The 22,171-nt window shown below is 45.7% G+C and carries 19 protein-coding genes; 3 read left to right on the top strand and 16 right to left on the bottom strand.

Annotated elements, in window-relative coordinates; all coding sequences use genetic code 11:
* Nucleotides 1–2 precede the first annotated feature (2 nt).
* From AC3WTJ_RS03980 to AC3WTJ_RS03945, 8 genes are all read right to left on the bottom strand, one after another.
* The gene (locus AC3WTJ_RS03980) at nucleotides 3–740 is read right to left on the bottom strand and encodes an SDR family NAD(P)-dependent oxidoreductase (RefSeq protein WP_492520666.1); all 738 of its coding nucleotides are present in this window, start codon (nucleotides 738–740) and stop codon (nucleotides 3–5) included.
* A gap of 11 nt (nucleotides 741–751) precedes the next feature.
* The gene (locus AC3WTJ_RS03975; RefSeq protein WP_492520665.1) at nucleotides 752–1,495 is read right to left on the bottom strand and encodes a 3-oxoacyl-ACP reductase family protein; all 744 of its coding nucleotides are present in this window, start codon (nucleotides 1,493–1,495) and stop codon (nucleotides 752–754) included.
* Nucleotides 1,492–3,009: a phytoene desaturase family protein gene (locus tag AC3WTJ_RS03970; protein ID WP_492520664.1), complete on the bottom strand. Its 1,518-nt coding sequence runs from the start codon at nucleotides 3,007–3,009 to the stop codon at nucleotides 1,492–1,494. Before AC3WTJ_RS03970 ends, AC3WTJ_RS03975 begins: the two co-directional genes overlap by 4 nt.
* An 88-nt stretch (nucleotides 3,010–3,097) precedes the next feature.
* Entirely contained in the window at nucleotides 3,098–3,385 is a 288-nt protein-coding gene (locus AC3WTJ_RS03965) for a phosphopantetheine-binding protein (protein ID WP_492520663.1), read from the bottom strand.
* An 86-nt stretch (nucleotides 3,386–3,471) separates the two neighbouring features.
* On the bottom strand, nucleotides 3,472–5,844 hold the full coding sequence (locus tag AC3WTJ_RS03960) for a beta-ketoacyl synthase N-terminal-like domain-containing protein (protein ID WP_492520662.1): 2,373 nt from the start codon (nucleotides 5,842–5,844) through the stop codon (nucleotides 3,472–3,474).
* A 296-nt stretch (nucleotides 5,845–6,140) separates the two neighbouring features.
* Complete coding sequence (locus AC3WTJ_RS03955) at nucleotides 6,141–6,488, bottom strand: YrdB family protein (protein WP_492520661.1); 348 nt, start codon at nucleotides 6,486–6,488, stop codon at nucleotides 6,141–6,143.
* Between the two features lie 165 nt (nucleotides 6,489–6,653).
* Nucleotides 6,654–7,910: an acyltransferase family protein gene (locus tag AC3WTJ_RS03950; protein ID WP_492520660.1), complete on the bottom strand. Its 1,257-nt coding sequence runs from the start codon at nucleotides 7,908–7,910 to the stop codon at nucleotides 6,654–6,656.
* Nucleotides 7,900–9,126 (bottom strand): FAD-dependent monooxygenase, encoded by a 1,227-nt coding sequence (locus tag AC3WTJ_RS03945; RefSeq protein ID WP_492520659.1) that lies wholly within the window; start codon nucleotides 9,124–9,126, stop codon nucleotides 7,900–7,902. Before AC3WTJ_RS03945 ends, AC3WTJ_RS03950 begins: the two co-directional genes overlap by 11 nt.
* A 226-nt stretch (nucleotides 9,127–9,352) precedes the next feature.
* On the opposite strand from AC3WTJ_RS03945, the gene AC3WTJ_RS03940 reads away from it, so the two are divergent.
* Nucleotides 9,353–10,690 carry a glycosyltransferase gene (locus AC3WTJ_RS03940; RefSeq protein ID WP_492520658.1) on the top strand — a complete coding sequence of 446 codons (1,338 nt, stop codon included), beginning with the start codon at nucleotides 9,353–9,355 and terminating at the stop codon, nucleotides 10,688–10,690.
* 63 nt (nucleotides 10,691–10,753) lie between these two features.
* Here the strand turns inward: AC3WTJ_RS03940 and AC3WTJ_RS03935 are convergent, their stop codons facing one another.
* Genes AC3WTJ_RS03935 through AC3WTJ_RS03920 form a run of 4 tightly spaced genes read right to left on the bottom strand, consistent with a single transcriptional unit; the run spans nucleotide 10,754 to nucleotide 14,311 of the window.
* A complete protein-coding gene (locus tag AC3WTJ_RS03935; protein ID WP_407868589.1) occupies nucleotides 10,754–11,335 on the bottom strand; it encodes a TetR-like C-terminal domain-containing protein in 582 nt (193 codons plus the stop codon).
* Between the two features lies 1 nt (nucleotide 11,336).
* The gene (gene rfbB, locus AC3WTJ_RS03930; protein ID WP_492520657.1) at nucleotides 11,337–12,407 is read right to left on the bottom strand and encodes a dTDP-glucose 4,6-dehydratase; all 1,071 of its coding nucleotides are present in this window, start codon (nucleotides 12,405–12,407) and stop codon (nucleotides 11,337–11,339) included.
* Entirely contained in the window at nucleotides 12,404–13,318 is a 915-nt protein-coding gene (rfbA, locus tag AC3WTJ_RS03925; protein ID WP_492520656.1) for a glucose-1-phosphate thymidylyltransferase RfbA, read from the bottom strand. The genes rfbB and rfbA overlap by 4 nt, the downstream gene beginning before the upstream one ends.
* Before the next feature lie 12 nt (nucleotides 13,319–13,330).
* On the bottom strand, nucleotides 13,331–14,311 hold the full coding sequence (locus AC3WTJ_RS03920; RefSeq protein WP_492520655.1) for a dTDP-glucose 4,6-dehydratase: 981 nt from the start codon (nucleotides 14,309–14,311) through the stop codon (nucleotides 13,331–13,333).
* 212 nt (nucleotides 14,312–14,523) lie between these two features.
* On the opposite strand from AC3WTJ_RS03920, the gene AC3WTJ_RS03915 reads away from it, so the two are divergent.
* Nucleotides 14,524–15,240 carry a hypothetical protein gene (locus AC3WTJ_RS03915; RefSeq protein ID WP_492520654.1) on the top strand — a complete coding sequence of 239 codons (717 nt, stop codon included), beginning with the start codon at nucleotides 14,524–14,526 and terminating at the stop codon, nucleotides 15,238–15,240.
* A gap of 28 nt (nucleotides 15,241–15,268) precedes the next feature.
* A complete protein-coding gene (locus AC3WTJ_RS03910; RefSeq protein WP_492520653.1) occupies nucleotides 15,269–16,804 on the top strand; it encodes an MDR family MFS transporter in 1,536 nt (511 codons plus the stop codon).
* Nucleotides 16,805–16,853: 49 nt separating this feature from the next.
* Here AC3WTJ_RS03910 and AC3WTJ_RS03905 read toward each other — a convergent pair whose 3' ends face one another.
* The 4 genes from AC3WTJ_RS03905 to AC3WTJ_RS03890 form a co-directional block, all read right to left on the bottom strand.
* Nucleotides 16,854–17,444 carry a TetR-like C-terminal domain-containing protein gene (locus tag AC3WTJ_RS03905; RefSeq protein ID WP_407868595.1) on the bottom strand — a complete coding sequence of 197 codons (591 nt, stop codon included), beginning with the start codon at nucleotides 17,442–17,444 and terminating at the stop codon, nucleotides 16,854–16,856.
* Nucleotides 17,445–17,595: 151 nt separating this feature from the next.
* The gene (locus AC3WTJ_RS03900; protein ID WP_492520652.1) at nucleotides 17,596–18,375 is read right to left on the bottom strand and encodes an SDR family oxidoreductase; all 780 of its coding nucleotides are present in this window, start codon (nucleotides 18,373–18,375) and stop codon (nucleotides 17,596–17,598) included.
* Between the two features lie 132 nt (nucleotides 18,376–18,507).
* The gene (locus AC3WTJ_RS03895; protein ID WP_492520651.1) at nucleotides 18,508–19,707 is read right to left on the bottom strand and encodes a macrolide family glycosyltransferase; all 1,200 of its coding nucleotides are present in this window, start codon (nucleotides 19,705–19,707) and stop codon (nucleotides 18,508–18,510) included.
* Nucleotides 19,708–19,796: 89 nt separating this feature from the next.
* The gene (locus AC3WTJ_RS03890) at nucleotides 19,797–21,920 is read right to left on the bottom strand and encodes a pectate lyase family protein (protein ID WP_492520650.1); all 2,124 of its coding nucleotides are present in this window, start codon (nucleotides 21,918–21,920) and stop codon (nucleotides 19,797–19,799) included.
* Nucleotides 21,921–22,171 lie beyond the last annotated feature (251 nt).

Raw genomic sequence — 22,171 nt, 5'->3', positions numbered from 1 at the left:
ACCTATAGATTGGTTTCCACGCCGATGCCAATTTCGAAGTTTTGCCCTCCTATCAAGCTGTTAGGCGCATGAATAATGAAATCCAACATCGCCAGCATTTCGCTCATCGGCTTCATCACCGGCTTTAATCCGTAGATCTCCAGCTTTCGTTGCTTTTCTTTTTTCTCGCTCTTCTCAAAATCGGCATCATGGTAGCCGAATGTCATGACATTGACGTCAATGCGAAAGGCACTGCATTCCCGTGACAAACATTTCATCATAGAAATTTTGCCATGATTCATGATCGGAGAACTGGGATATTCATCATAGTAGAGCGTGTCATAGATGATCGGAAACACAATTTTTCCGGATTTACGCTTGATCATATGACTAACCGCTGATTTGTTCCACAAAAAGATCCGCTCAAATAGGGCAGGAATTCGTTCTCCAAATTCATCCGGCCCCTCTTCGAACATGCTCTTTTCATCGAGCATTTCATTGCCATGAATCATGACATCAAGCTCACCCATGACAGAGACAGCCTCTTCCATCATCGCTTCATATTCTCTTTCTTCAGCAGGCGTACCCTTCACGATATGCAGTCTTTGACCGGCATCACTTTCCAAAGAACGAGCGTAGGATATCCCTTGCTCCAAATCTTCTACGTGCAGCACAACCCGATACCCGATTGACAGCATGCGAGTCGCAATCATTTGGTTGAATAATTGCTGCCCATTTGTAATAAAGATCGACTTGTTCATCCTGTCTCCTCCTATCTGATAAAGCCGCCGTCCACTTTCAACACGCTGCCTGCCATATAATCGGACATAGGGCTGGCCAGGAAGAGGACCGAATCCGCAATTTCCCGTGGCTCCCCCAGTCTCTTCATATTCGTATGCAAGAGAAAATTATCCAGCTTGTCCTGAGGGACGTGACCGATCATTTCGGTGTTGATCATTCCGGGAGCGATCGCATTGACATAAATCCCTTTGGACGCATAACGCCGGGCCAACATGCGAGTCAATCCGATGATGGCACCTTTGGATGCTCCATAATTCGTTTGCGCTTCACGGCCTAGAACACCGGTAACCGAAATCACGTTTATGATTTTGCCACTGCCCTTGCGCTCCATATACGGAATGACTTCTTTCGAACAACAGTAGGTGCCTTCGAAATTCGTGCGGAACACCCGATTCCATTCATCCAGTAACATCTGTGAGGAGAAATTGTCGGCGACAATACCTGCATTATTGATCATAATATCAATACTGCCGTACTCCGTTATAACTTGCTCCATCATTGGGCGAATGAATCCCTGGTCGGTTATCGATCCTTTGAAAAAGGTAACCTTCACGCCCTTCGAACGAAGGTCCTCTTGGATTTCTTGTGCCATTTGATCATTGCTGGCATATACACCCACGACCTTTGCGCCTTCCTCAGCAAACCTGTACAAAATCGCCTTCCCAATCCCACGAGTAGCGCCTGTTATGATCGCTACGCGATCTTTCATCATCATCTCAGTACCACCTCTTTGTTCTGAAGCATTAGTTGCTTGGCCAAATTATATCCGCTCCAAATAACTCCGCTATATCCTCCCCCTGGTTGTGTCCATGCGCCTGCCAAGTACAAGCCGTGGATGGGGGTCGTTTGGGGCAGCCTGCGATGCAGGCACTGATCAACCGATTGCTGCGCTCCATAAATAGCGCCATGCCAGTTGCTGGTATAGGCATGATTCGTTCGCGGAGTCGAGAGCTCTGCATAAAGAATATGCTCGCTTACATTCGGGTACAATCGCTCCAACCTGTTGATCAGGATGCGGGTGACCGCCTCTTTTTTCTGCCGATAAGTTTCTTCATCGATGTCATTCCAGCCATCATACTGGCTTAACACAAACAAAGACATCGTGGTTTTACCGTCAGCTTGATAAGAAGGATTCAGGTTTTCGTAGATTGTAATGCTAAACGGCATGGTCTCGTAGCTTTCATTCCGCATTTCCTCGTAGGCTTGCTCAAGGTCATAATGCTCGTTAACAAATATTTCATGATCCGTCTCCCCGTAAACGCTAGGGAAGTCAATGTCCAGCAGCAAATAAGCCTGAACACACGCGAGGCTCGGCTTGAGCGATTCAATCTTTTTGACATATCGGCGTGGCAGTTGATCGTAACCGATCATCTTGCCAAACGTCTGCATGGGGTCCACATTGGAGATAACAACTTCTGATGCAAATTCACCTTTCAGCGTTGTAACGCCTTTCACGGCTCCATTCTCCACCTGAATTCGCGTGACGTGTTGCCGTGTAAGTACTTCTCCCCCATGACTTTTGATCATTTGGACGAGAGCATTGGAGATTTGTTGGGAACGGCCTTTGGGATAATAACCGCCATTCAGCATATATTCCGTCCATGCGTAAGCATAATAAACGGCGGATATCTGGGAAGGGGGAAGTCCATAATACTGCCACTGCTGAGCAATAACGGACTTGAGTTCTGCGCTGGTCAGGAACTGATCAAGCACCTGCTGCAGAGATAAATTGTTGTATGCTAGCACCGTTGGTCCATCTTGAAATAAATCATTTGCTTGACCTTGATTTGTTTTGTTCATCATCAAGAGGATCTCTTTGCGAAGCTGACAAAATTGTTCGAATAACAGTTTAATTCCGTTCCGTTCATCCGGGTACTTGGTCCCCAGGTCTTGCATGTAGGTTTCATAATTATCAACCCGGATATCATCACCAGGAAAGACAGCTCGATAAAGTGTTTTGGCCCGAAGGAATTCAACATGATCCATTAATCCTATTTCGTTTAATACTTCTCGAAGAGCACCCTGCTCGCCGAGGTCTCCCATCAGATGCAGCGATACTTCGAATTCGACCGGACGAACGTTGCCCTTTACTTTTCGGGTAAAAGAAGTTGCATAACCGCCCGGAATAAAATGACGCTCCAGAACCCGAACCTTCATTCCGGCTTTAGCAAGCATGGCTCCACTTACCAACCCGCCTAGACCTGCACCGATGATCGTAACTTCTTTCATTTCCGATATACCTCCAAAGTTCCGGCAGCCGGCGATCAGCGTGTTGCTACGGGGATCGTCGGCTGCGCAGCAGAGTGGGTGCCGATGATTAATTCGCTACAGCGGACAATTGCTCGGAAACAAATTGGGATAATGTCTCTACCGAATAGAAGTGCTTTCTGATTGCTTCTTGATCCATACCGTGCAATTTAACGCCAAACTCCGCTTCTAATCCGGCTACAACATCAAGCGCCTCAACGGAGTCCAGTCCAAGACCTTCACCGAACAATGGAGCATTATCCTCGATTTCCTCTGCCGTAATGTCCTCCAGCTCAAGGCGGTCAATCAAAATATTCTGTTTAATAGCAAACTTAATTTCTTCTACATTTTTCATCATTTTTCTCTCCCATCAGATCTTTTTTTATATGTTCATGAATCGACTCCGAATTAGGAATCGTTCCTTGAAACCGCTCCTCACAATGCTTATTGCTCTCCAGGGGCAACGACGACGGCTGTATAATTACCATTAATGGAAGAACTCACGACAAGAGCGTGGTTTCCTATCATCCCTTTGTTTACAAAAGCAGCTGCTGCAGCAACATCCAACCCGTTGTCAGAGATCTGTTTATTGGCCTGTAAAATATCAACGGCGGCGCTCAAATGGAATAAGGAACCTGCTGACTCACAATAGCCAAAGCGATCATTCAGACACACCACAGGCAGATCCATACCGGAAAATACTTCATCAAGCGCCTCTCGTTCAGCTGAATGCTCGTCCATGCCAAGAAAACTGTTAAATAGTACAAAACCTATGGAAGAAGCTTCAACACCGGACCGTGCTAAAGCCATCTCTATAGTACGCTTTACTACACTGACTTCAGAGCCGCCTTTGGCTCCGCTAAAAGCTGTTCCAAAACCCTTAAGCTCAGCGTATACTTTTTTTCCTGCGAACTTCGCCTGTGCCAGATCCATAAATACGAGAAATGCGCTGCCTTCGCCCATCTCATAGGGAATATTGTCCAGACCTAGGGCAGTATCTACTTGCTTCGAAAATAAAGAACGCTCGTCTCCTGCGCCAATTAGACTGTATGTTTGAATTCCTGCGCGAATCGTCTCGTAGCCGTATAGCGCACTGTTTAATCCATCGTTGCCGCCTGTACTCATTGAAGTACCATAACCCCTAAGGCCTAGCTTCTTAGCAATTTTCCCGGCTGTCGAGTTGAGCACCATATCCGGAAAATAGACGCCACTCGCATGCTCGAGCCCTTTTTCAAAAATAGCCGATAAATATTTTTGCGCGCTTTCCAAGCTTCCCCGAGATGTCCCGTAGAATAAGCCGATATCACAGCTATTCTCATTAATCGAGAGGTCTGCATCTTGAAGGGCCAGATGTGCGGCTCCAATGCTGTATTGGGAAAGTGAGTTCATTCTACGTTCATATAATTCTTTGTTATATTCTTTCAGGGAGAAGGTGGTCTCTGCTGCCGTCACTGCCATCTCCTCTTCAGTAAGCCAAGGAAGAATACTGCCTGAGCGGTGTCCGAATCGGGAAACCGTTCCAAGTCCAACGATAGCTACTCGTTTTGGTTCTTCCGTTTTTAATTCATTTAACTCATGTAACTCTTCTGTTATTCTCCCCCTATCAGCCCAGTTATAAGAAACGATGGAACAATTATGACCTCCAAAAGCGGAGTTATTGCATAAGAAGTATCTCACACTACTTTCTCTCATCTCGTTGACAACAAGATTAATTGGATTCACACCTTCGCGCGGTGTTTCAAAATGAAGGGTAGCCGGCAGCAGTCCTTCTTGCAGCGCGAGAAGCGTCGTTACGTATTCGATCGAGGCTGCTGCACCTAAGTTATGGCCGAAGTAGGCCTTGCTTGAACTGATCAAAATTTGATTGAATCGCTCTTCGCCAAACAGTTGGCGCAAACCATATAACTCCGCTGAATCGTTGGCTTTCGTCCCGGTACCGTGCGTATTAATATAGTCGATCTGATCCTTCGATATGCCAGCGTTGCTTAAGGCAAACTCGACTGCCAACTGGATGCCTTTCCCTTCGGGCTCAGGCGCCGTTTCATGATAGGCGTCGCTGCTCAAACCGTATCCGCAAATTTCAGAATAAATCGTGGCATTCCGTGCCAGTGCACTCTCCAAGGACTCCAGCACGACGAAAGCTGCACCTTCTCCCAAGCTTAAACCGAACTTGTTATTGTAAGGTGAACAAGGGACTGTGTTCAGTGCCTGCAGGACGTTGAATCCCGCATAAACCGAAGATGACATGGAATCCGAACCGCCAGCCAGCATCTTATCAGCGTAGCCGGCCGTGATCATATCGTACGCATAGCCAATCGCATTACCGCTTGCGGCGCAAGCCGTATTCAAGGTATTGACAGGACCCTGCATACCGAAATACATGGCAATATTGTCTCCTTGCTGAAAGAACGGATAACGCGAAGTCCGATCTACATCGAGCTCTGTAACCGTCGCTTGCTCTTCCAAGGAGTTAATTCCCCCGTTGCAGGTGCCGAACGCGACACCGAAACGAGCCGCATTCTCACCGGTTATGGCAATACCGCTCTCGGCCATCGCTTCTTTAGCGGCGATAATCCCGAATTGGCTGCAATTGTCATACAGTTCTTGTTCCTCCACCGAGAAGTAGTTCTCTGGGTGATAGTCCTTCACTTCGGCGCCAATTCGGCTAATAAATTTGTCTGTCTCGAATCGGGTCATGGAGCCAATACCTGTTTCATTTTTCTTCATTTTGGCAAGAACTTGAGACTTGTCTGCTCCAAGCGAACAAATGATACCTATTCCTGTAACGACGACACGCTTATTTGGTTTCAGTTTCATAAAGTCCTCCACCCAAATTTAAGATTTTACATAAATTCAATAATTTCTTACTTTTTACACTCTCCACTCAAATATTTCCATTGATTCTCAAGATAACAAGATAAAATATATTAGGCAAGTTAAAAAATAGTTAAGATATAATCTTAAAGTGGTTAAAGTTAATACTAATATATTTTATAATTAAATAATATGATTATTTAATTAACTAATATAATTTTTGTAAACGCGAATAAATAAATTCCCTATATTTGTATTTTTATTCAATGCTTAAATGACATTATCCTGTCCCCTATTCGTTATTTCAAGAGCCTTTCCCCCAACACATACACCAAGGCATGATGTACGATCGAAATTAATCCAAGCGTTAGGCCAAGGGTTCGCTGGCCTGCTGAACACCATGCTGCTGCGGCTAAACCGGATAAGATTAGCTCCTGAACAAGCCGATAAGGTTCAGGCGTGGCAACCACTTTTCGAAAATCGAACAAGCTCCAAAACCCAAAAATCAACAAGGGTGCTCCGATGCTTAGCAGCGTGCTTTGCGTCGCGTTTTTACCGCTATGATACCCCCAGTAAGCTAAAGCAACGACAATGCCTAGCTCCATAAGCCCTCTGAGCGCTAAGTTTACCCAATTTAAGATCAACAAAATTGACCACACCACCATTTCACAACTCATAAGCACATATTATCATTTTACTAATCAAGTTAGTTAGATTGAAAATAAAATTAATTATGGGATGAATAAAATAAAAAATAGCTGCAGTGACACCCCTAACAGCCAGTAATGAAGCATGGAAATTAATGAATCATGTCACGCTTCCAATAAAGGTTGAGGCGTATTCCCCATAAATTTTCTCTTACCGTGAGACCAGTAAAGGACCGGCTTTTCAACGAAATAAAAGGAAAGCGTGGCGAATAGGAAAGAGACGACTAGAACGACACCGGACACACTGAGCCAAGTGCTTAGACTTTGGGTGCCCATGTACTGGAAGTCCTTAGCCCACGTGACCGAGGAGACACCAATGATCACAAAATGCCAAAGATACAGTCCAAATGACACTTTAGACGTAAACTTAAACACGCGATTATCCAATAGGTTTGCAGCCCATCTCGATTGTGAAGCAGCGCACAAACTAATGGCTATGAGCAAGGAATAAAACGGGAAGAAAAAGGGCTGTTTTTGTAAACTCAAACTGAATTCAGGCATGTGGCGTACGAACCACAAGAGCGCAAACGAGCCAAGAAGTCCTCCTAAACTCACAATATCGAATACCCCCATGGCTCGAATCCTGTTGATTCCATGAGAGCTTTGGCGCAGTCCTGCAGACACACCGGCAGCGAGGATCCCAATGGTGAACTGGCCGAAAAAACCGACAGGATTATAGTTCGGCATCCAATACTTGGCACCGCCAATCCAGCCATAGTCCCAGCCTTTCCCTTCATTGCCCGTAGGAAAAAACAGATGTACCATTTGGTTTAGACCAATGATAAAGACAAATACCCCCACCCAATACAACAGCCCATTCCGAATAGACCGTTGCTTGAATTTCCAGCGATATAAGCCGAACATAAACAGAGGCATCAATACATAACAAAAGACTTCAAAGCTAATAGACCATAAAGGACCGTTCACTTCATTAGGGAACAATGTGATGTAATGAAAACCTGCCGTAAACGTTAGTTCTGCCATCAACCGCGCCCAGAAGTGCTCCGTTGGTACATGAAATAGAACCGTAATCAACGTTGCAACTATAACTGCTATATAATAACCTGGCATGATTCTGGCTGCGCGCCTAATTACATACTGCTTAATATTCGGATATGCGCTGCCGTCAAGGTACTTTTGCCAATATGGTGAAGCCAATAAATACCCGCTTAATACAAAGAACACACTTACTCCAGCATTCCCCATCAGCAAAAAGGATTGCAGCTCCTGCATCCAAGGCGACTGCGCCTGCATCGCCAGAAATTGCGACAGGTGGTGGAAAATGACGGCCAGACAGGCCATTGCCCTGAATCCATCCGTCCCGCTTAAACGATTGTCCATTAGGTTGGATTTAGTGGACATGGATGAGATTCTCTCTAATGATTCCATACGCCATTTTCGTAGCAAGCTCCACTTTCATAGGAGACTGATTAAGCATCTGCATCTTCATACGTCTTTTCATCATGTCTTCATCGCTTTCAGCCATAAGGTCCTTTTCTTGATCAGCCTGAAACGCTTGAATAAAGCCCACATGTTCCTGGCGTCTCGCTTGGAAAGACTGGAATGCTTCTTGCGGAATGACCGATTCCGGATTTAGAGCAAGATAGTCTAAGATGACAGGCGCCAATTCATACGCATCTTGAATAGCCAAGTTGACCCCTTGTCCTAATATTGGGGAAACCGTATGCGCCGAATCTCCAATCAAGACAAGTCCGTCGCGAGACCAACGAGAGACCTCTGCCGTGAAAATATCAAGAAGAACCGTATCTTTCCAGCTTTGAATATGTTGCTGTACGATACCGTCCAACTGAGGTTCCAGTCTACAAACGGTGTCATAGAAAACACTAATATCTTGTTTTCTAAATTCCTGATAAGCACCTTTAGCAATGTTAATACCAACACGCAGTTGATCCGGATAAGTAGGCAAAATAATCAAATGCTGATGCCCGTCGACTTTAATCCGGGTTGTACTTTCCCATCCTTCAGGGCGCGGGACGCGGAACCAAACGGCATCCCGCTTGAAATGTTCAATTTTGGCAGGAATGCCGGCCATCTCGCGAATTCGTGTGTACCGTCCGCTTGCATCTACGACGACGGAACTATTAACCGTCACCAATTCCCCGGATTTTTCACGATACACAGCCCCCTTGATTTGCCCATCCAGTTCAATGAGCTCAACTCCCGTTGCTCCCATTTTCAAATGGAAATTAGGATATTCTCCGGCTTTGTCCAATATGGCCCCAATTAAAACCGGTTGCGGCAAATCGATAATAAACTTCTGTTCATAAGGAAATTCATGAAAGTTGACGGAGAAGATTTTATCCCCCTGGTCATACATCTCCAGCCCTTCCACCTGCAAAAAACCGTGCTTTTTGAGATCATCGAGAATGTCCAATTCATTCAGAATGACTACCGACCCTTGAGAAATCGACTCCCCACGAAACTCCCTTGAAAATGCTTGATGTTGTTCCAATACCACTACTTCAAGATCACTTTGTTTGGCAAGCAATAATCCTAACATTGCACCTGCGGGACCAGCTCCAACAATACATACATCAGCCTGAATGACTTGATTCATAACAAATCCTCCTTGAGTTTGATTAGTCCCCGGCAAGGTACCGAAGCATTCCAACGTCTGTTGACTGATATTGACCTTTATGATAAGCTAATACACATAAAAATTAAACTAATTACTTTAGTTTGTCAACAACAACATGAAGTAAAGAATTTATTAATATTAGCATAATGGCTTCACCTACATACGATTTCACACCCCAAATCAAAAGTTATTAGGAGGAGAAAATTTGGCACGCTTTCTAATCGCAGTATGGCCTTCTGATGGACACGTAAATCCGACAATTCCTTTAGCCAGAAAACTTGTTGAACGAGGTCATGAGGTCGTCTGGTACGGCAGTTCGCTTTTTAAAGAGAAAATTCAATCTACCGGCGTCACTTTCGTTCCATTCACCCACCTCAAGAATTTCAGCGGCTCCACACTGAATGAACATTTTCCCAAGTACATGGAATTAAAGGGCCTCAAACAGTTCAAATGGGGGGTCCGCAACATCATTGGCGGCACCATGGAAGGATTTGATAAGGATGTGAAAGCGATTCGCGAAACCTTCAAACCGGACGTGCTTGTGATCTGCCCTACCTACACGGGCATTATTCCGCTGCGCAGACGCGGGGATCAAATAAAGACGGTTTGTCTCGGCATGCTGCCCTTATCGGTCACCAGCAAAGACATTGCGCCGTTCGGACTCGGCATCAAGCCTATCGATTCCTCTTTCGGACGCCTACGGAACAGCCTGCTGCATTTCCTTGTTCAGAAAATCGTGTTTCGCAAAGAGCAGCAGCATTTTAACAATATCTTAAAGAAAATGGGACTTCCTAACTTGAATCACTGGGTATTTGACGCAGCCGTCTTTTATTCGGATGTGTACCTGCAAGGGACATGTCCTTCCTTTGAATACCCGAACCGCAATCTTCCTTCTAATGTACAATTTGTTGGGCCCTTCAATTTAACCACTCCCGCACATGATTTCCCGCTCCCATCCTGGTGGGGGGAATTGCAGACAGCCAAACGTGTTGTACTTGTCACGCAAGGGACGCTGGCGAATGAAGATTTTAATCAATTGATGTTTCCTGCGATTCAAGCACTGGCGAATAAAGACGTTCTGGTTGTAGCTACAACGGGCAACAAACCGCTGACGAATCTACCTTTTCAATTGCCGGACAATGTCAAGGTAGAACGATTTATTCCCTATTCGCTTCTCATGCCTCATCTGGATGCCATGGTGACCAATGCCGGGTATGGCGGAGTTCATTATGCCATCCAACACGGAGTTCCGCTTATCGTGTGGGGGAAATCCGAAGATAAAAGCGAAGTCAGTGCCCGCGTCGATTGGTCCGGAATCGGCATCAGCCTTAAATCGAACCGGGTAACAGCGGAGGAAGTCGGACAGGCGGTTGACCAATTGTTTGCCAATCCTAGCTTTAAGCAAAGAGTCACCAAGTTGCAAAAAGAGATTGAAGCTCTTGACGCCTACTCGCTCTCCCTTCAATGCCTCGAAAACATGGCATCGGAAGTTTCTCATCCACCGGCTCAAAAAAGTTCAGAGAAAACGCTTAGTTTTGCTTAATCAACGCCAAGACCAAAATCCCGCATTCTCCGTCAAGGAGGATGCGGGATTTTATATATAGAATTAATGAGCTGTTTGGGATAAGCGGACATGCAGCCCAGCCAAGAACGTATCGATAATCGTCTGTAAGCTTATGTCCAAATCAAACGGCAGACCAAAGCCTCCCTTTTGTTCAAGCGAAGCAAAGCCGTGCAAAATGCTCCGCAAAGCGCGGGCCATATGAATGGCATCCTTTTCCTCAAGCTGATACACTTTCAACACCTGGGTGACGAGATCTACAATTTCTTGTCCGACCTCCTGTGAATCTGGCTCTTGAGGTCCAGCAGCCAGGAGTGTGACCTCATAGAGACCGGGATGCGACCTTGCAAAAGCAACATAAGCTTTGGCCATTTCGCGAATCGCTTCGTCACCGGAACGGCCAATTGCCGCACGGATAAGCACATTAAGAAGTTGCTCCAACCCATAGATGGAGAGCAGTTTGCGAATGGCTGGAAGGCCTTTAAAATGATTGTAAAGCGATGGGGAACGGATATCGAGCTTTTGCGCAAGCGAGGTGATTGATAATTCTTCCACCCCGCCTGTGTCAACAATTTCTGTAGCCGCTTGCAAAATAACGTTTAAGTTAATACTATTTCTTGGTGCCAACTTATACACCTACCGTTTGCTTCGGCTGATAGAGCTCCCTGTACCATTCAATGGTTTGGCGCAGCCCCGAGCCAAACGAAATACTGGCTTTCCAGCCCAATTCTTGGTACATCTTGCTGCAATCGATCGCATAACGCCAATCATGCCCGGGCCGATCATGAACGAACTGAATCAGTTCGCTGTAGCTGGATAAGCCCGCTTCCCTCAGCCGTTCAGATGCCAATTCATCCAGAATCGCGCAAATTTCCAGCGCCAAGCTCAGATTATTGCGTTCGTTATCCGAGCCCACGTTATAGGTCTCGCCGTTGATCCCGTTGTGATAAACAAGATCGATCGCCTCGACGTGATCTTGCACATGGAGCCAATCCCGCACATTGCGGCCGTTGCCATAAATCGGTATCGGCCGCAATTGAAGGGCGGAACGAATCACTGTCGGAATGAGCTTTTCGTCATGCTGCCGTGGCCCGTAATTGTTGGAGCAATTGGTGATTACCGCATTAAGGCCATAAGTGCGGTTAAAGCTTCTCACGAGCAGATCGGAGCTCGCTTTGCTCGCGCTGTAGGGGCTATTCGGGGCATATTTGCTTTCTTCCGAGAACTTTCCTGTCTCCCCAAGGGCTCCATAGACTTCATCCGTTGAAATGTGGTGGAAGCGGCAATCTTCGTAACCCGCCTTTGCTTCACCCGGGCCATCCATCCAATGCCGCATCACTGCATTCAACAACGTGAATGTGCCGACGATATTGGTTTGAACAAATACGCCGGGGTTCGAAATCGAATTGTCCACATGAGATTCGGCTGCAAAATGCACGACACCACGGATGTTATACGCTGTAAAAATAAAATCAACCAACTCTTGATTCTCAATCGATCCCTGCAGGAACGTATAGTGAGTGAACTTTTCCACTTGCTCATTAAAGTCTTCCGAGGCGGCATAGGTCAACTTGTCCAGGTTCACAATTTCGTAATCCGGATATTTGGACAGCATATGAAGGATAAAGTTGGAGCCGATGAATCCATAGCCACCAGTTACCAGGATGGCATTGGGGTTCATTGGATAAGAGAGTTTCATGCCAAATGCACCTCCATTCTATTGGACGCAGTCGTGTGCTTATTGTGATCTCTTTCAACAATGTCCAGCAAATACTGACCATATTCGTTCTTCAATCGTTTGGCAATGTGAATCAGCTGATCCTGATTAATATAGTTTAAATGAAATGCAATTTCCTCGATGCACGCGATCTTGAATCCTTGCCGTTTCTCCAATGTCTCGATGAACTGCGAAGCTTGCATTAAGGAATCATGCGTACCGGCATCGAGCCAAGCTAAACCCCGACCAAGCACCGTTACACGCAGCTTCTTCTGCGCCAAATAAACAGCATTCAAATCCGTTATCTCCAATTCTCCTCGCGCAGACGGTTTAAGCGACTTGGCAATCCGAACGACGTCATTATCGTAGAAATATAACCCTGTCACCGCATAATCTGATTTCGGATGCATCGGTTTCTCCTCAACCGATAATACACGATTATTCGCATCAAACTCGACAACGCCAAATCGGGACGGATCCTTGACGCGGTAACCGAACACGGTAGCTCCATTCCTGTTTTTCACCGTTTCCTGCAGCATGGCTGTAAAACCTTGACCGAAGAAGATGTTGTCCCCCAGAATGAGCGCAACATCATCGTTGCCAATGAACGATTCTCCGATCAGAAAAGCTTCAGCCAGACCTCCCGGATGCTCTTGCACTGCATAAGAAATCGATAGGCCTAACGTACTCCCGTCTCCGAACAAACCTTGGTAACGCGGGGTATCCTGCTGCGTACCGATGATCAGAATCTCGCGAATACCGGCCAGCATCAGAACAGAGAGCGGGTAATATATCATGGGTTTATCGTAAATGGGCAGCAAATGTTTCGTCACGGAAATGGTAAGCGGGTATAGCCGTGTCCCCTGCCCGCCAGCTAGAATAATGCCTTTCATCTGATCATCCTCCTAATGGATCGTAGTTACTTCTCCTTGAGCGGTCCACCACTCGGCATTGCTTTGATACCATGAAGCTGTCTCACGGATTCCTTCCTCGAGTCGGTAAGTCGGTTTCCATCCGGTATCCGCAGTCAACTTGTCACAACTAAGCGGGTATCTGTCAAAGTTCCCTGGCCGATCAGGGACAGACTGCACCAATGACCATGGACGGTCTAAACATTGAAGCACCGTTTGCACAATTTCCTTCGTGGTAGCCGTTTGATTTCCCGAAATATTGTAAACGGAACCGGCGACTCCATGATGAATAATCGCGTCAAGAGCGGAACAATGGTCTTCAATATGCAGCCAGTCCCGCATTTGTTCCCCATCACCGTATAACGGAATCGGCCTGTTTTGAAGGGCATTCGTAATCACAAGAGGCATCAATTTCTCCGGTGTCTGATATTGACCATAATTGTTGGAGCATCGGGTTATAATCGTATCCATGCCAAACGCCTGATGGTACGACTGAGTAATCAATTCGGTCGCGACTTTGCTTGCTCCATAAGGATTGACAGGGGCAAGACGATACGTTTCCGACACCTCGCTCCCTTTAAGTACGGGGCCGTACACTTCAGCGGAAGAAATTTGTATCACGCGCTTGACACTAAACTTCCGTGCCATATCCAGGACCATTTGCGATCCAATGACATTGGCGCTAATGAGCGAACCAGGTGTCTGCAAACTTCGGTCAATGTGCGTTTGTCCCGCCAAATTCACCACGACATCCACCCCTAAACCAAAAGCACGTACAAGAGCCAGCTCATTCTCGATCATTCCGTCAACATAAATGTAATTGGGATTTGCTTGGAATCGCGCGACATTCATAGCCCGGCTTCCCGCTCTGTAAGGAGAAAAATTAATGATTGTGTAGTCTGGATGCTTCTGAAACAAATGATTGGTCAAGTTTGTCCCTATAAACCCTGAACCGCCAGTTAGCAAAATGCGCATTTGTTTTCCCTCCACTTCTCTCGTTACAGTCAAGTACTTATTATGATGAAACTACTTTGAATTTAGACTAATATAATTAGTCTGTCAATTAATTTAAGTAATTTAATAATAAAATAATAAGTTGACTAACTAAGTTAATTAGTTTTATGATAATGAAAACATAACATTCATAAGGGTTGAATCTATCCTTAATCTACTGGAGGTCTGTTGGCATGAAATCAAGTGTGTCTGCGGGGAAAGTGACGATCACGCACGAAAATAAGATCTATACCCGTTCATCCAAATCTGCGAATGTGTTTCGGATTCAGCTGACAAGCATCGGATTAGGCATCTCCGGCATCCTGTTTGTCCTTTATCCGGCAATTCGCCCTTTCTCGGATGAAGCATCCTTGTCGGGGGCGGCGGCGTTCGCCTCGCCGGAATGGTTGATTGCGCACGTTATGGCGATGCTCGCATTCATTCTTCTAACTTTTGGCTTATTGGGGTTTTACCTTTTTCTCCAAGAAACATACACGGATCGCCTTGCATTCCTGGGATTTGTTTTGAGTTTGCTGGGAATGGGTCTGACACTGCCCTTTTACGGTGCTGAAGTTTTTGGCCTGCATGCCATCGGACAGGAAGCTATTAAGCTGCAGAACTCAGACTTAATCGGTATGGCGAATGTCGTCCGTTTCGGACCTGGATTCACTATGATTCTAATTGGGCTCTTATCACTGGCAATTGGTTGCATCTTAACCGCCATTGGCATTTGGAAATCGCGTATTCTGCCGAAGTGGAGCGGTATTCCCCTTGCTCTAGGATTCCTGCTCTACATTCCACAATTTGTGGGAACACAGCCAATCAGGGTGGCTCACGGCTTTGTTGTAGCGATTGGATGTTTATGGATGGCTGTGAGTTTATTTCGAAAAAGCCGCCTCTCGCAAAGGTAACGGCTGGAAACTAATGGAGGTACGTGACATGCTGCAACAAAAAAATAAGAAGTTGGGTATTGTGTTCGCAGGCCTGTTATTAGGCATTCTGATGGCGTCGATGGATAATACCATTGTTACCACCGCCATGGGAACCATTGTCGGAGATCTTGGGGGATTAGATAAATTCGTTTGGGTGTCATCTGCGTATATGATTTCTGAAATGGCAGGGATGCCAATCTTCGGTAAGCTTTCCGATATGTACGGTCGTAAGAAGTTTTTTGTATTCGGCGTCATTGTCTTTATGATCGGGTCCATTCTCTGTGGAACTGCACAATCCATGATTCAGCTTAGCATTTATCGCGCTATTCAGGGAATTAGCGGTGGCGCTATCATTCCCATTGCTTTCACGATTATGTATGATGTCGTACCTGCGGAAAATCGAGGAAAGCTTGGCGGCTTATTCGGCGCTGTATTCGGAATTGCCAGCATCTTTGGCCCTTTGATCGGCGCCTTCATTACGGATCACATTAACTGGCATTGGGTATTTTACATCAATCTCCCGATCGGATTCCTTGCGCTTCTTTTTGTCGCCCTATTCTACCAAGAATCTCATGAGCATTCTAAACAGAAGATCGACTGGTGGGGAGCACTGACTTTAGTCGGAGCAATCGTGTGTCTGATGTTCGGCTTAGAACTTACCGGGAGGCCGCTTGGTACGAATCCGGGTCTGATTATTGGCTTGTTTGGAGGTTTCGGTATCCTGACCGTCTTATTCCTGATTGCCGAAACGCGTGCCGCAGAACCAATTATTCCCTTCGCCATGTTTAAAAAGAGGTTGTATGCCATGAGCAATGCAACCGCGATATTCGGTGGGGCAGCCTTCGTCATCACGTCGGTTTATACACCGATCTTCATTCAGGGTGTGCTCGGTGGTTCCGCCACCAACTCGGGACTGGTTCTTCTTCCAATGATGCTGGGAACCGTTGTTACTGCAACCATTGGCGGCTTTTTGATGAGTAAATTCAGTTACCGGGCTATCATGATACCGGCTTCGATTATGTTTGCAGCCGGCATCTATTTATTAACCACGTTATCTTCGGGCTCCTCCCAACTTCTCGTTACAACATACATGATCATTGTTGGTCTAGGTATCGGATTTTCATTCTCCGTCCTGGGAAATGCTTCAATTCATGCTATTGAAGCCAACCAACGCGGTTCGGCCAGTTCAACGCTAACTTTCCTCCGTTCGCTCGGCATGACGGTAGGCATTACGATTTTCGGTATCATTCAAAGCCAATCTTTCATGAACAAGCTGGCATCGAGTGCTGCCGTCAAAGACCAGCTCCCGCAAGGGATGGCGCTTACCGATCCGCACGCCCTTCTTGATCCAGCTGTCCGGATGAACATTCCCGAATCGGTACTTGATACCATCACCCAAGCATTGTCTTCTTCCATTGTGCTTACATTTGGCTGGGCTTTGATTCCAGCACTGCTTACCGTTTTGTCAGCCATAGCGATGAGCAAAGAAAAGTTGGAAGCGGATCCTGAAGTCAATGCCAAGGCATCTGCAATTGTTCATTAAAAACCAAACAACCCCCGCACCACTCCGAAGGGTGGATGCGGGGGTTGTTTTATCTCGCTTTCAGAGCAGCGCTTGGATAGCGCGCATGCAAACCGGCCAAGAACGTATCGATAATCATTTGTAAACTATCGTCCAGATCATAGGGAAGGCCGAAGCCGCCCTTCTGCTCCAGCGAAGCAAAACCATGCAAGATGCTCCGCAACGCTCGTGCCATATGGATGGCGTCCAACTCTTCAAGTTGATACGCTTTCAATACTTGCGTCACGAGATCGACGATTTCCTGGCCGACTTTAACCACTTCAGCGTCTTGCGGGTCCGCAGCTTGCAGCGTCACTTCATATAGACCAGGATGCGACCTTGCGAATTTCACATATGCTTTCGCCATCTCATGAATCGCTTCGTCACCGGAGCGTCCAATCGCAGCGCGTATCAGAACGTTGAGAAGCTGCTCCAATCCGTAAACAGAAAGCAATTTCCGAATTCCTACGAGACCATTGAAATGGTTGTACAGGGAAGGCGACCGAATATCCAGCTTTTGAGCAAGGGCCGTTAATGTCAATTCTTCAACACCGCTCGTATCTACGATTTCCGCTGCCGCTTTCAAAATGTTGTTCAAGTTAATACTGTTTCTTGGTGCCATGATTGTTACTCCTTTGTTGAACTTCCGATCCTTATTATAGCATTATAACTAATGAAAATAGTTATATCAAGTTACTCATTACAATTTAACTATAAATCATACACTATAATTCCCAGTCATTTTTTTAAAAAATAATATAATTAATTTATAATTAATTTTGCTCACTTAGCATCTTGTCCGCCGATTTGCTGAGCTGGCTGAATATAAACTTTGGTGCGATTCGATTCATAAGCTTCAAAGCGTTGCTTTGCCCAGGCCGGATTTCGAAGTGATCCTGCTCCATCCCCCGAATCGCAGCGCCCACCATGATGGAGACGTTCATCGCCTTCGATCCCGCCAGATCCGCCGGGTCGAACGAGTCTACGAGCGGAGTATCCGTCAGAGGAGGCGCTAGTTCGAACACTTTTACCCTTGTGTTTTTGAGCTGTACTCTCAGCGACTGTGTAAAAGAGTGAATTCCTGCTTTTGCTGCGCAATACACCGGCGAAATCGGCAGCGGGACGAAGGCGAGGCCCGACGATACGTTCAGGATCGCAGCCGACTCTTGCATTTTCAAATGTGAAAGAAATTGCTTCACCATCCGGATCGGACCGCTCAAATTCGTCGCGATCTCGCGGTTTAGATCCTCCAGATCAACATCCTGATCATGTAGATTAAGCCTGCGCATGAATCCTGCGTTGTTGATTAGCACATTAAGCTCGGGAAATTGCTTCACAACCGTTTCAAACAAAGCTGCAATTGCCTTAGGATCCCCAGCATCACTTTGTATCGTATGTACCGTTGGCAGCTTTATCTTCGCTGCATCCAGCCTCGCTTGATCCCGCCCCGTTATGATGACGGTATTCCCCTGCTTTATCAGCTGCACGGCAAATTCGAAGCCGATGCCGGATGACCCTCCAGTGATAAGTATCGTATTCCCGCTCATTTTCATGCGATCTCGACCTTCCTTTCATTTTTTACTATCCTATTCTGAAGAAAATTTAAATAGTCTATTTCACTCGTTCCGCGTGTAAGAGGCTGCACGCGGCAGCCTCCGGTTTGATATTTGACTAACGTTCCTCGATTATTCATCTTGCCTTTTATACTTAAAAATCTCGTCAACAGCTTGCCGGTACCCGCCTGATTGCCTGAGGGATTCCCTCGTATTTGCTACAGCAATCTTGTAAGAGGGTTCGCTTAACACATGGTCTACGGCTTCCCGCAGTTGATTCGCTGTCAAGCTTTGCATTTGCAATTGCATGCCTGCCCCGATAGAGGCGACTTGCGCGGCAACCATCGGCTGATCGGCGCTTTGTGGGATGACAATTAGCGGAACCCCGTAATAGAGACCTTCATGGGCACTATTCATTCCACCATGTGTAATAAATAATTTGGTATAGGGCAGTAACTCTGTTTGTGGAACATAATTTTTCACGATGAAGTTTGAAGGGATCTCCCCGAGATCAGCCATCTGTGCCCTATTCCCAATAGACATGACAACCGTATGATCCGTGTTCCCCAATGCCTCAAAACAAAGCTTATAGAAATCTATGGCTTGGTTAAAAACTGTCCCCAGTGAAATGTAAATGGGTTCCTTTCCTACAATTGCTGCAAGCTCAAAGTTCTCTTGCGGCACCCGCGAAGCAATGGACGGACCTACAAATTTAAAGGTAGGGTCAAACGCTGCGCCATTAGGCTGAAACTCCCTAGTTGTATAAACGATTGTAAGAGACGCAGGATTACAAAACACTTCATAGCGTGAAGGGATCCCCACAGCATATTGTTCCTGTAATTTTGACGTTAAGCTTTGAAATTTATCATCGATAGATTTAAGGGTTTCTGTAGGGATTCTCGTAGAAATTTGTTCCACTAATTGATCAAACGAGCCTTTCGTCTGTGCAAAAGAAGTACAAGAGTTGATTGCCGGAAGCTTAAGAATTTGCGCAAGCAAATGGCCGCAACCAAACATCGAATCATGAATGATGTAATCAAAATGCTCATTTTCAATCTGCTCAAGAACACTAGGAATCACGATATCTGCCGTAAGCAAAAGACCGTTGATTCTCTCAAGCAAATAATCTCTCCCGCCGGAAATAAAAGCTTTGATAAATTTCTGATCGTCAAATGTTCGTACGGAAGCTCCCGTCTTTTCTATGCGCTCCCGATAAGCCTCGATACAAAAGTACACAACCTCTTCCCCACGTGAAATCAGTTCTTGCACCATGCCAATAGTTGGATTGATATGTCCCTCTGAGCCGCCATTAATAAATAACACACGCGCCATTTCCATCACTCCTTAACCTATATTTTACCACAAAAAAAAGGAACTATGACGGGATCATAGTTCCTGAACGAGAGTGCAGCCATCTATTTCTATTCTAGTTTCATGTAAAAAAGATTCGTAACGTCATCCTTAGTGATGGTATGCGCGCCAGGGGCAAGCGATACGCTGACAGTGCCATTTGCAATCGCATAGCTTGTTCCGTCTATTTTAATTTTTGTTCCTTCTGCCGTATTCAGAACTAAGGTTAATGTTGCAGCTGTTGTTGAAGTGAACCCAATACTCGTGGCAGACTCGATTTTTAAACATTGCGTTAATGTTAAACCGTTATATACCACGGTTCCCTTGGAAGTGGAGAGGTTCCCTTGGATATTGAAAAAGCTGCTTGTTTTTCCATCTGTCGTGAAGTTATGGACAATTGTCGATGCAGGCGGTGGTGTTTGTACCGGCGGTGTTGGTGTTGATGTCGGAGGCGTTGGTGTTGGTGTTGCCGTCGGTGGTGTCGGCGTTGGCGTCGGTGTTGATCCAGTTGAATTACCACCTACAGATACAAGCTGGGTCGTGTAACTTTGTATTTTAGACATCAGTGCTGTATTCAGGATAGAGGACGTGTCATCAACGGAATCATTGAACTCCCATGTAAAATCTCCACTACCAAGGCGGCCGGCTTCTGTCGTAACAACTTGCTCAACAGTGCCTACAGCATCAATGTTAGAGGCAATCACACCCGTATCAATTGCAGTATCAAAATTATTATAAGCTGTGCCGCCTGATACTGTTTTGAATGTATTTGGAACGGTTTGATTTCTTGTTGAAGCTAAGTAAGCATCGAATTGTGTAGCACTGGCCGGGGCTGTTCCACTATCGGAATTCGCATAAATGATACTGCCAGGATCAAGAATAAGATTGTTGTAGGCTTTAATCATACCGCCAGGTTCCCCAGAGAATGTGCCTTCCCCATCATGCATATCCGTTCCTTGTAAGGAAATGAGCATTGGATTTTTGGTATGCCTGAAATAATTGGATTCTACGAATGCAGAGCTGCCTGTTGTAGCGCCAACACCGTATTTGGAGACGCCGTCAAAAAAGTTATTGTAAATATGAATCGTTCCCGTTCTGATCCGCGGATGGCGAGAGTCTGAATGATCAAACCAGTTATGGTTAAAGGTTACAAAAAATTCGGACGACTCACTCAAACCGACAAGAGCAGCTTTGCCAGAATCCCAGTAATGATTATAAGCGACTGTAATATACGTTGTTCCTTTTTTCAGATCCGTGGAGCCATCGCCTTTTGCCTGGTCAGCGTCTCCTCCTGCTGTTCCATAGAAAATATCATTATTATGCAGCCATACATTGGCATTGCCTGTATCAAGTGAAAGACCATCGTCAGGGAATAACATGATGCCTAGGTTTCTAACTTCTACATTGCCCACGTATCTAAGCAGCATTCCCCATCCATACGCATAGGCATCTTTTCCGATACCTTCTAATGTGATGTTCATTTCTGAATAATTGGATTTCCCTTTTACTTCAAGGAATCCACTGCTGTTTAGTTGTCCACTCATGTCAGAGGCTGTAACTTTTCCAATAAATCGGATCGCGAGCGGTGTTTTATCATAGCCTTTTTGTCTGAGTGCCAGAATTGAACCTAGTCCAACACCTGTTTGTAAATCGCCAGCGCTATTGATTTTCACACCAAGGGTTACCGTTTTCGCAGTTGTAGATGTGACATACAGAACTTGAGCGCCATTCTTAAGTGTACCATCCTCATTATAAGCACCTGAACCCGTACCAAACGGAGAGTTATTTGCAAAAGCAAAACCGGATCTGTCGTGCGGCGCTACGGATATCGCATTTGAAACAATGCTTTCTTTGGAACCATCTGACAGGACAACTTCCACTTTCATGATATAATTTCCAGCTGCGAGCCCTACTGCATCGGCTCTCCAATAAGCAGCGTACTTACGTATCAGTTGAGTATCTATTTGTTTATATTGCGAATCTGCTGCAGCTGCTGGCTTAACAAACACATTATATCCTTGAGCATTGCTTACAGGTGACCATTCAACGAAAGCCGTCTCATTCCACCCTCCACTATTCGTGATCGAAATACTGGAGGCTTGCGCAACCTTCGTTACTAATCCTGTTCCGATTAAAGAGATTACAAGAGCAAACAATAGAACGTAATTCGATACCTTTGCAACACTTTTTCTCAAATGAATTCCTCCCGCGTTTAATTGGCATAAACAACTGAAATCGCTTACAAGTCGTTTTATCCCCCCTCACATCACCAAATCCAATTGGATTATTTTGGAACATCCACAGCTTATCAGTTTTGAATGCGGTTCCGAAACAATCATTTGATCATATCGCCCGTTAATCTGAGCTAATGATTATTGGGACCGTTAATGATACTTCCTGACTCTGAATACACAAGTGCTCCCTTAAAAATGGAAAATTACCGCTA

Source organism: Paenibacillus sp. FW101-FHT12H11, from assembly GCF_058790355.1.
The sequence above is the reverse complement of the archived record's forward strand: the minus strand, read 5'-3'. Positions and strand labels throughout refer to the sequence as shown.

Excerpts from the sequence above, each read along its gene's own strand:
- AC3WTJ_RS03980 (WP_492520666.1), bottom strand. The coding sequence starts at position 740 with ATGAACAAGTCGATCTTTATTACAAATGGGCAGCAATTATTCAACCAA.
- AC3WTJ_RS03975 (WP_492520665.1), bottom strand. The coding sequence starts at position 1,495 with ATGATGATGAAAGATCGCGTAGCGATCATAACAGGCGCTACTCGTGGG.
- AC3WTJ_RS03970 (WP_492520664.1), bottom strand. The coding sequence starts at position 3,009 with ATGAAAGAAGTTACGATCATCGGTGCAGGTCTAGGCGGGTTGGTAAGT.
- AC3WTJ_RS03965 (WP_492520663.1), bottom strand. The coding sequence starts at position 3,385 with ATGATGAAAAATGTAGAAGAAATTAAGTTTGCTATTAAACAGAATATT.
- AC3WTJ_RS03960 (WP_492520662.1), bottom strand. The coding sequence starts at position 5,844 with ATGAAACTGAAACCAAATAAGCGTGTCGTCGTTACAGGAATAGGTATC.
- AC3WTJ_RS03950 (WP_492520660.1), bottom strand. The coding sequence starts at position 7,910 with ATGTCCACTAAATCCAACCTAATGGACAATCGTTTAAGCGGGACGGAT.
- AC3WTJ_RS03945 (WP_492520659.1), bottom strand. The coding sequence starts at position 9,126 with ATGAATCAAGTCATTCAGGCTGATGTATGTATTGTTGGAGCTGGTCCC.
- rfbB (WP_492520657.1), bottom strand. The coding sequence starts at position 12,407 with ATGAAACTCTCTTATCCAATGAACCCCAATGCCATCCTGGTAACTGGT.
- rfbA (WP_492520656.1), bottom strand. The coding sequence starts at position 13,318 with ATGAAAGGCATTATTCTAGCTGGCGGGCAGGGGACACGGCTATACCCG.
- AC3WTJ_RS03920 (WP_492520655.1), bottom strand. The coding sequence starts at position 14,311 with ATGCGCATTTTGCTAACTGGCGGTTCAGGGTTTATAGGGACAAACTTG.
- AC3WTJ_RS03915 (WP_492520654.1), top strand. The coding sequence starts at position 14,524 with ATGAAATCAAGTGTGTCTGCGGGGAAAGTGACGATCACGCACGAAAAT.
- AC3WTJ_RS03910 (WP_492520653.1), top strand. The coding sequence starts at position 15,269 with ATGCTGCAACAAAAAAATAAGAAGTTGGGTATTGTGTTCGCAGGCCTG.
- AC3WTJ_RS03905 (WP_407868595.1), bottom strand. The coding sequence starts at position 17,444 with ATGGCACCAAGAAACAGTATTAACTTGAACAACATTTTGAAAGCGGCA.
- AC3WTJ_RS03900 (WP_492520652.1), bottom strand. The coding sequence starts at position 18,375 with ATGAAAATGAGCGGGAATACGATACTTATCACTGGAGGGTCATCCGGC.
- AC3WTJ_RS03895 (WP_492520651.1), bottom strand. The coding sequence starts at position 19,707 with ATGGCGCGTGTGTTATTTATTAATGGCGGCTCAGAGGGACATATCAAT.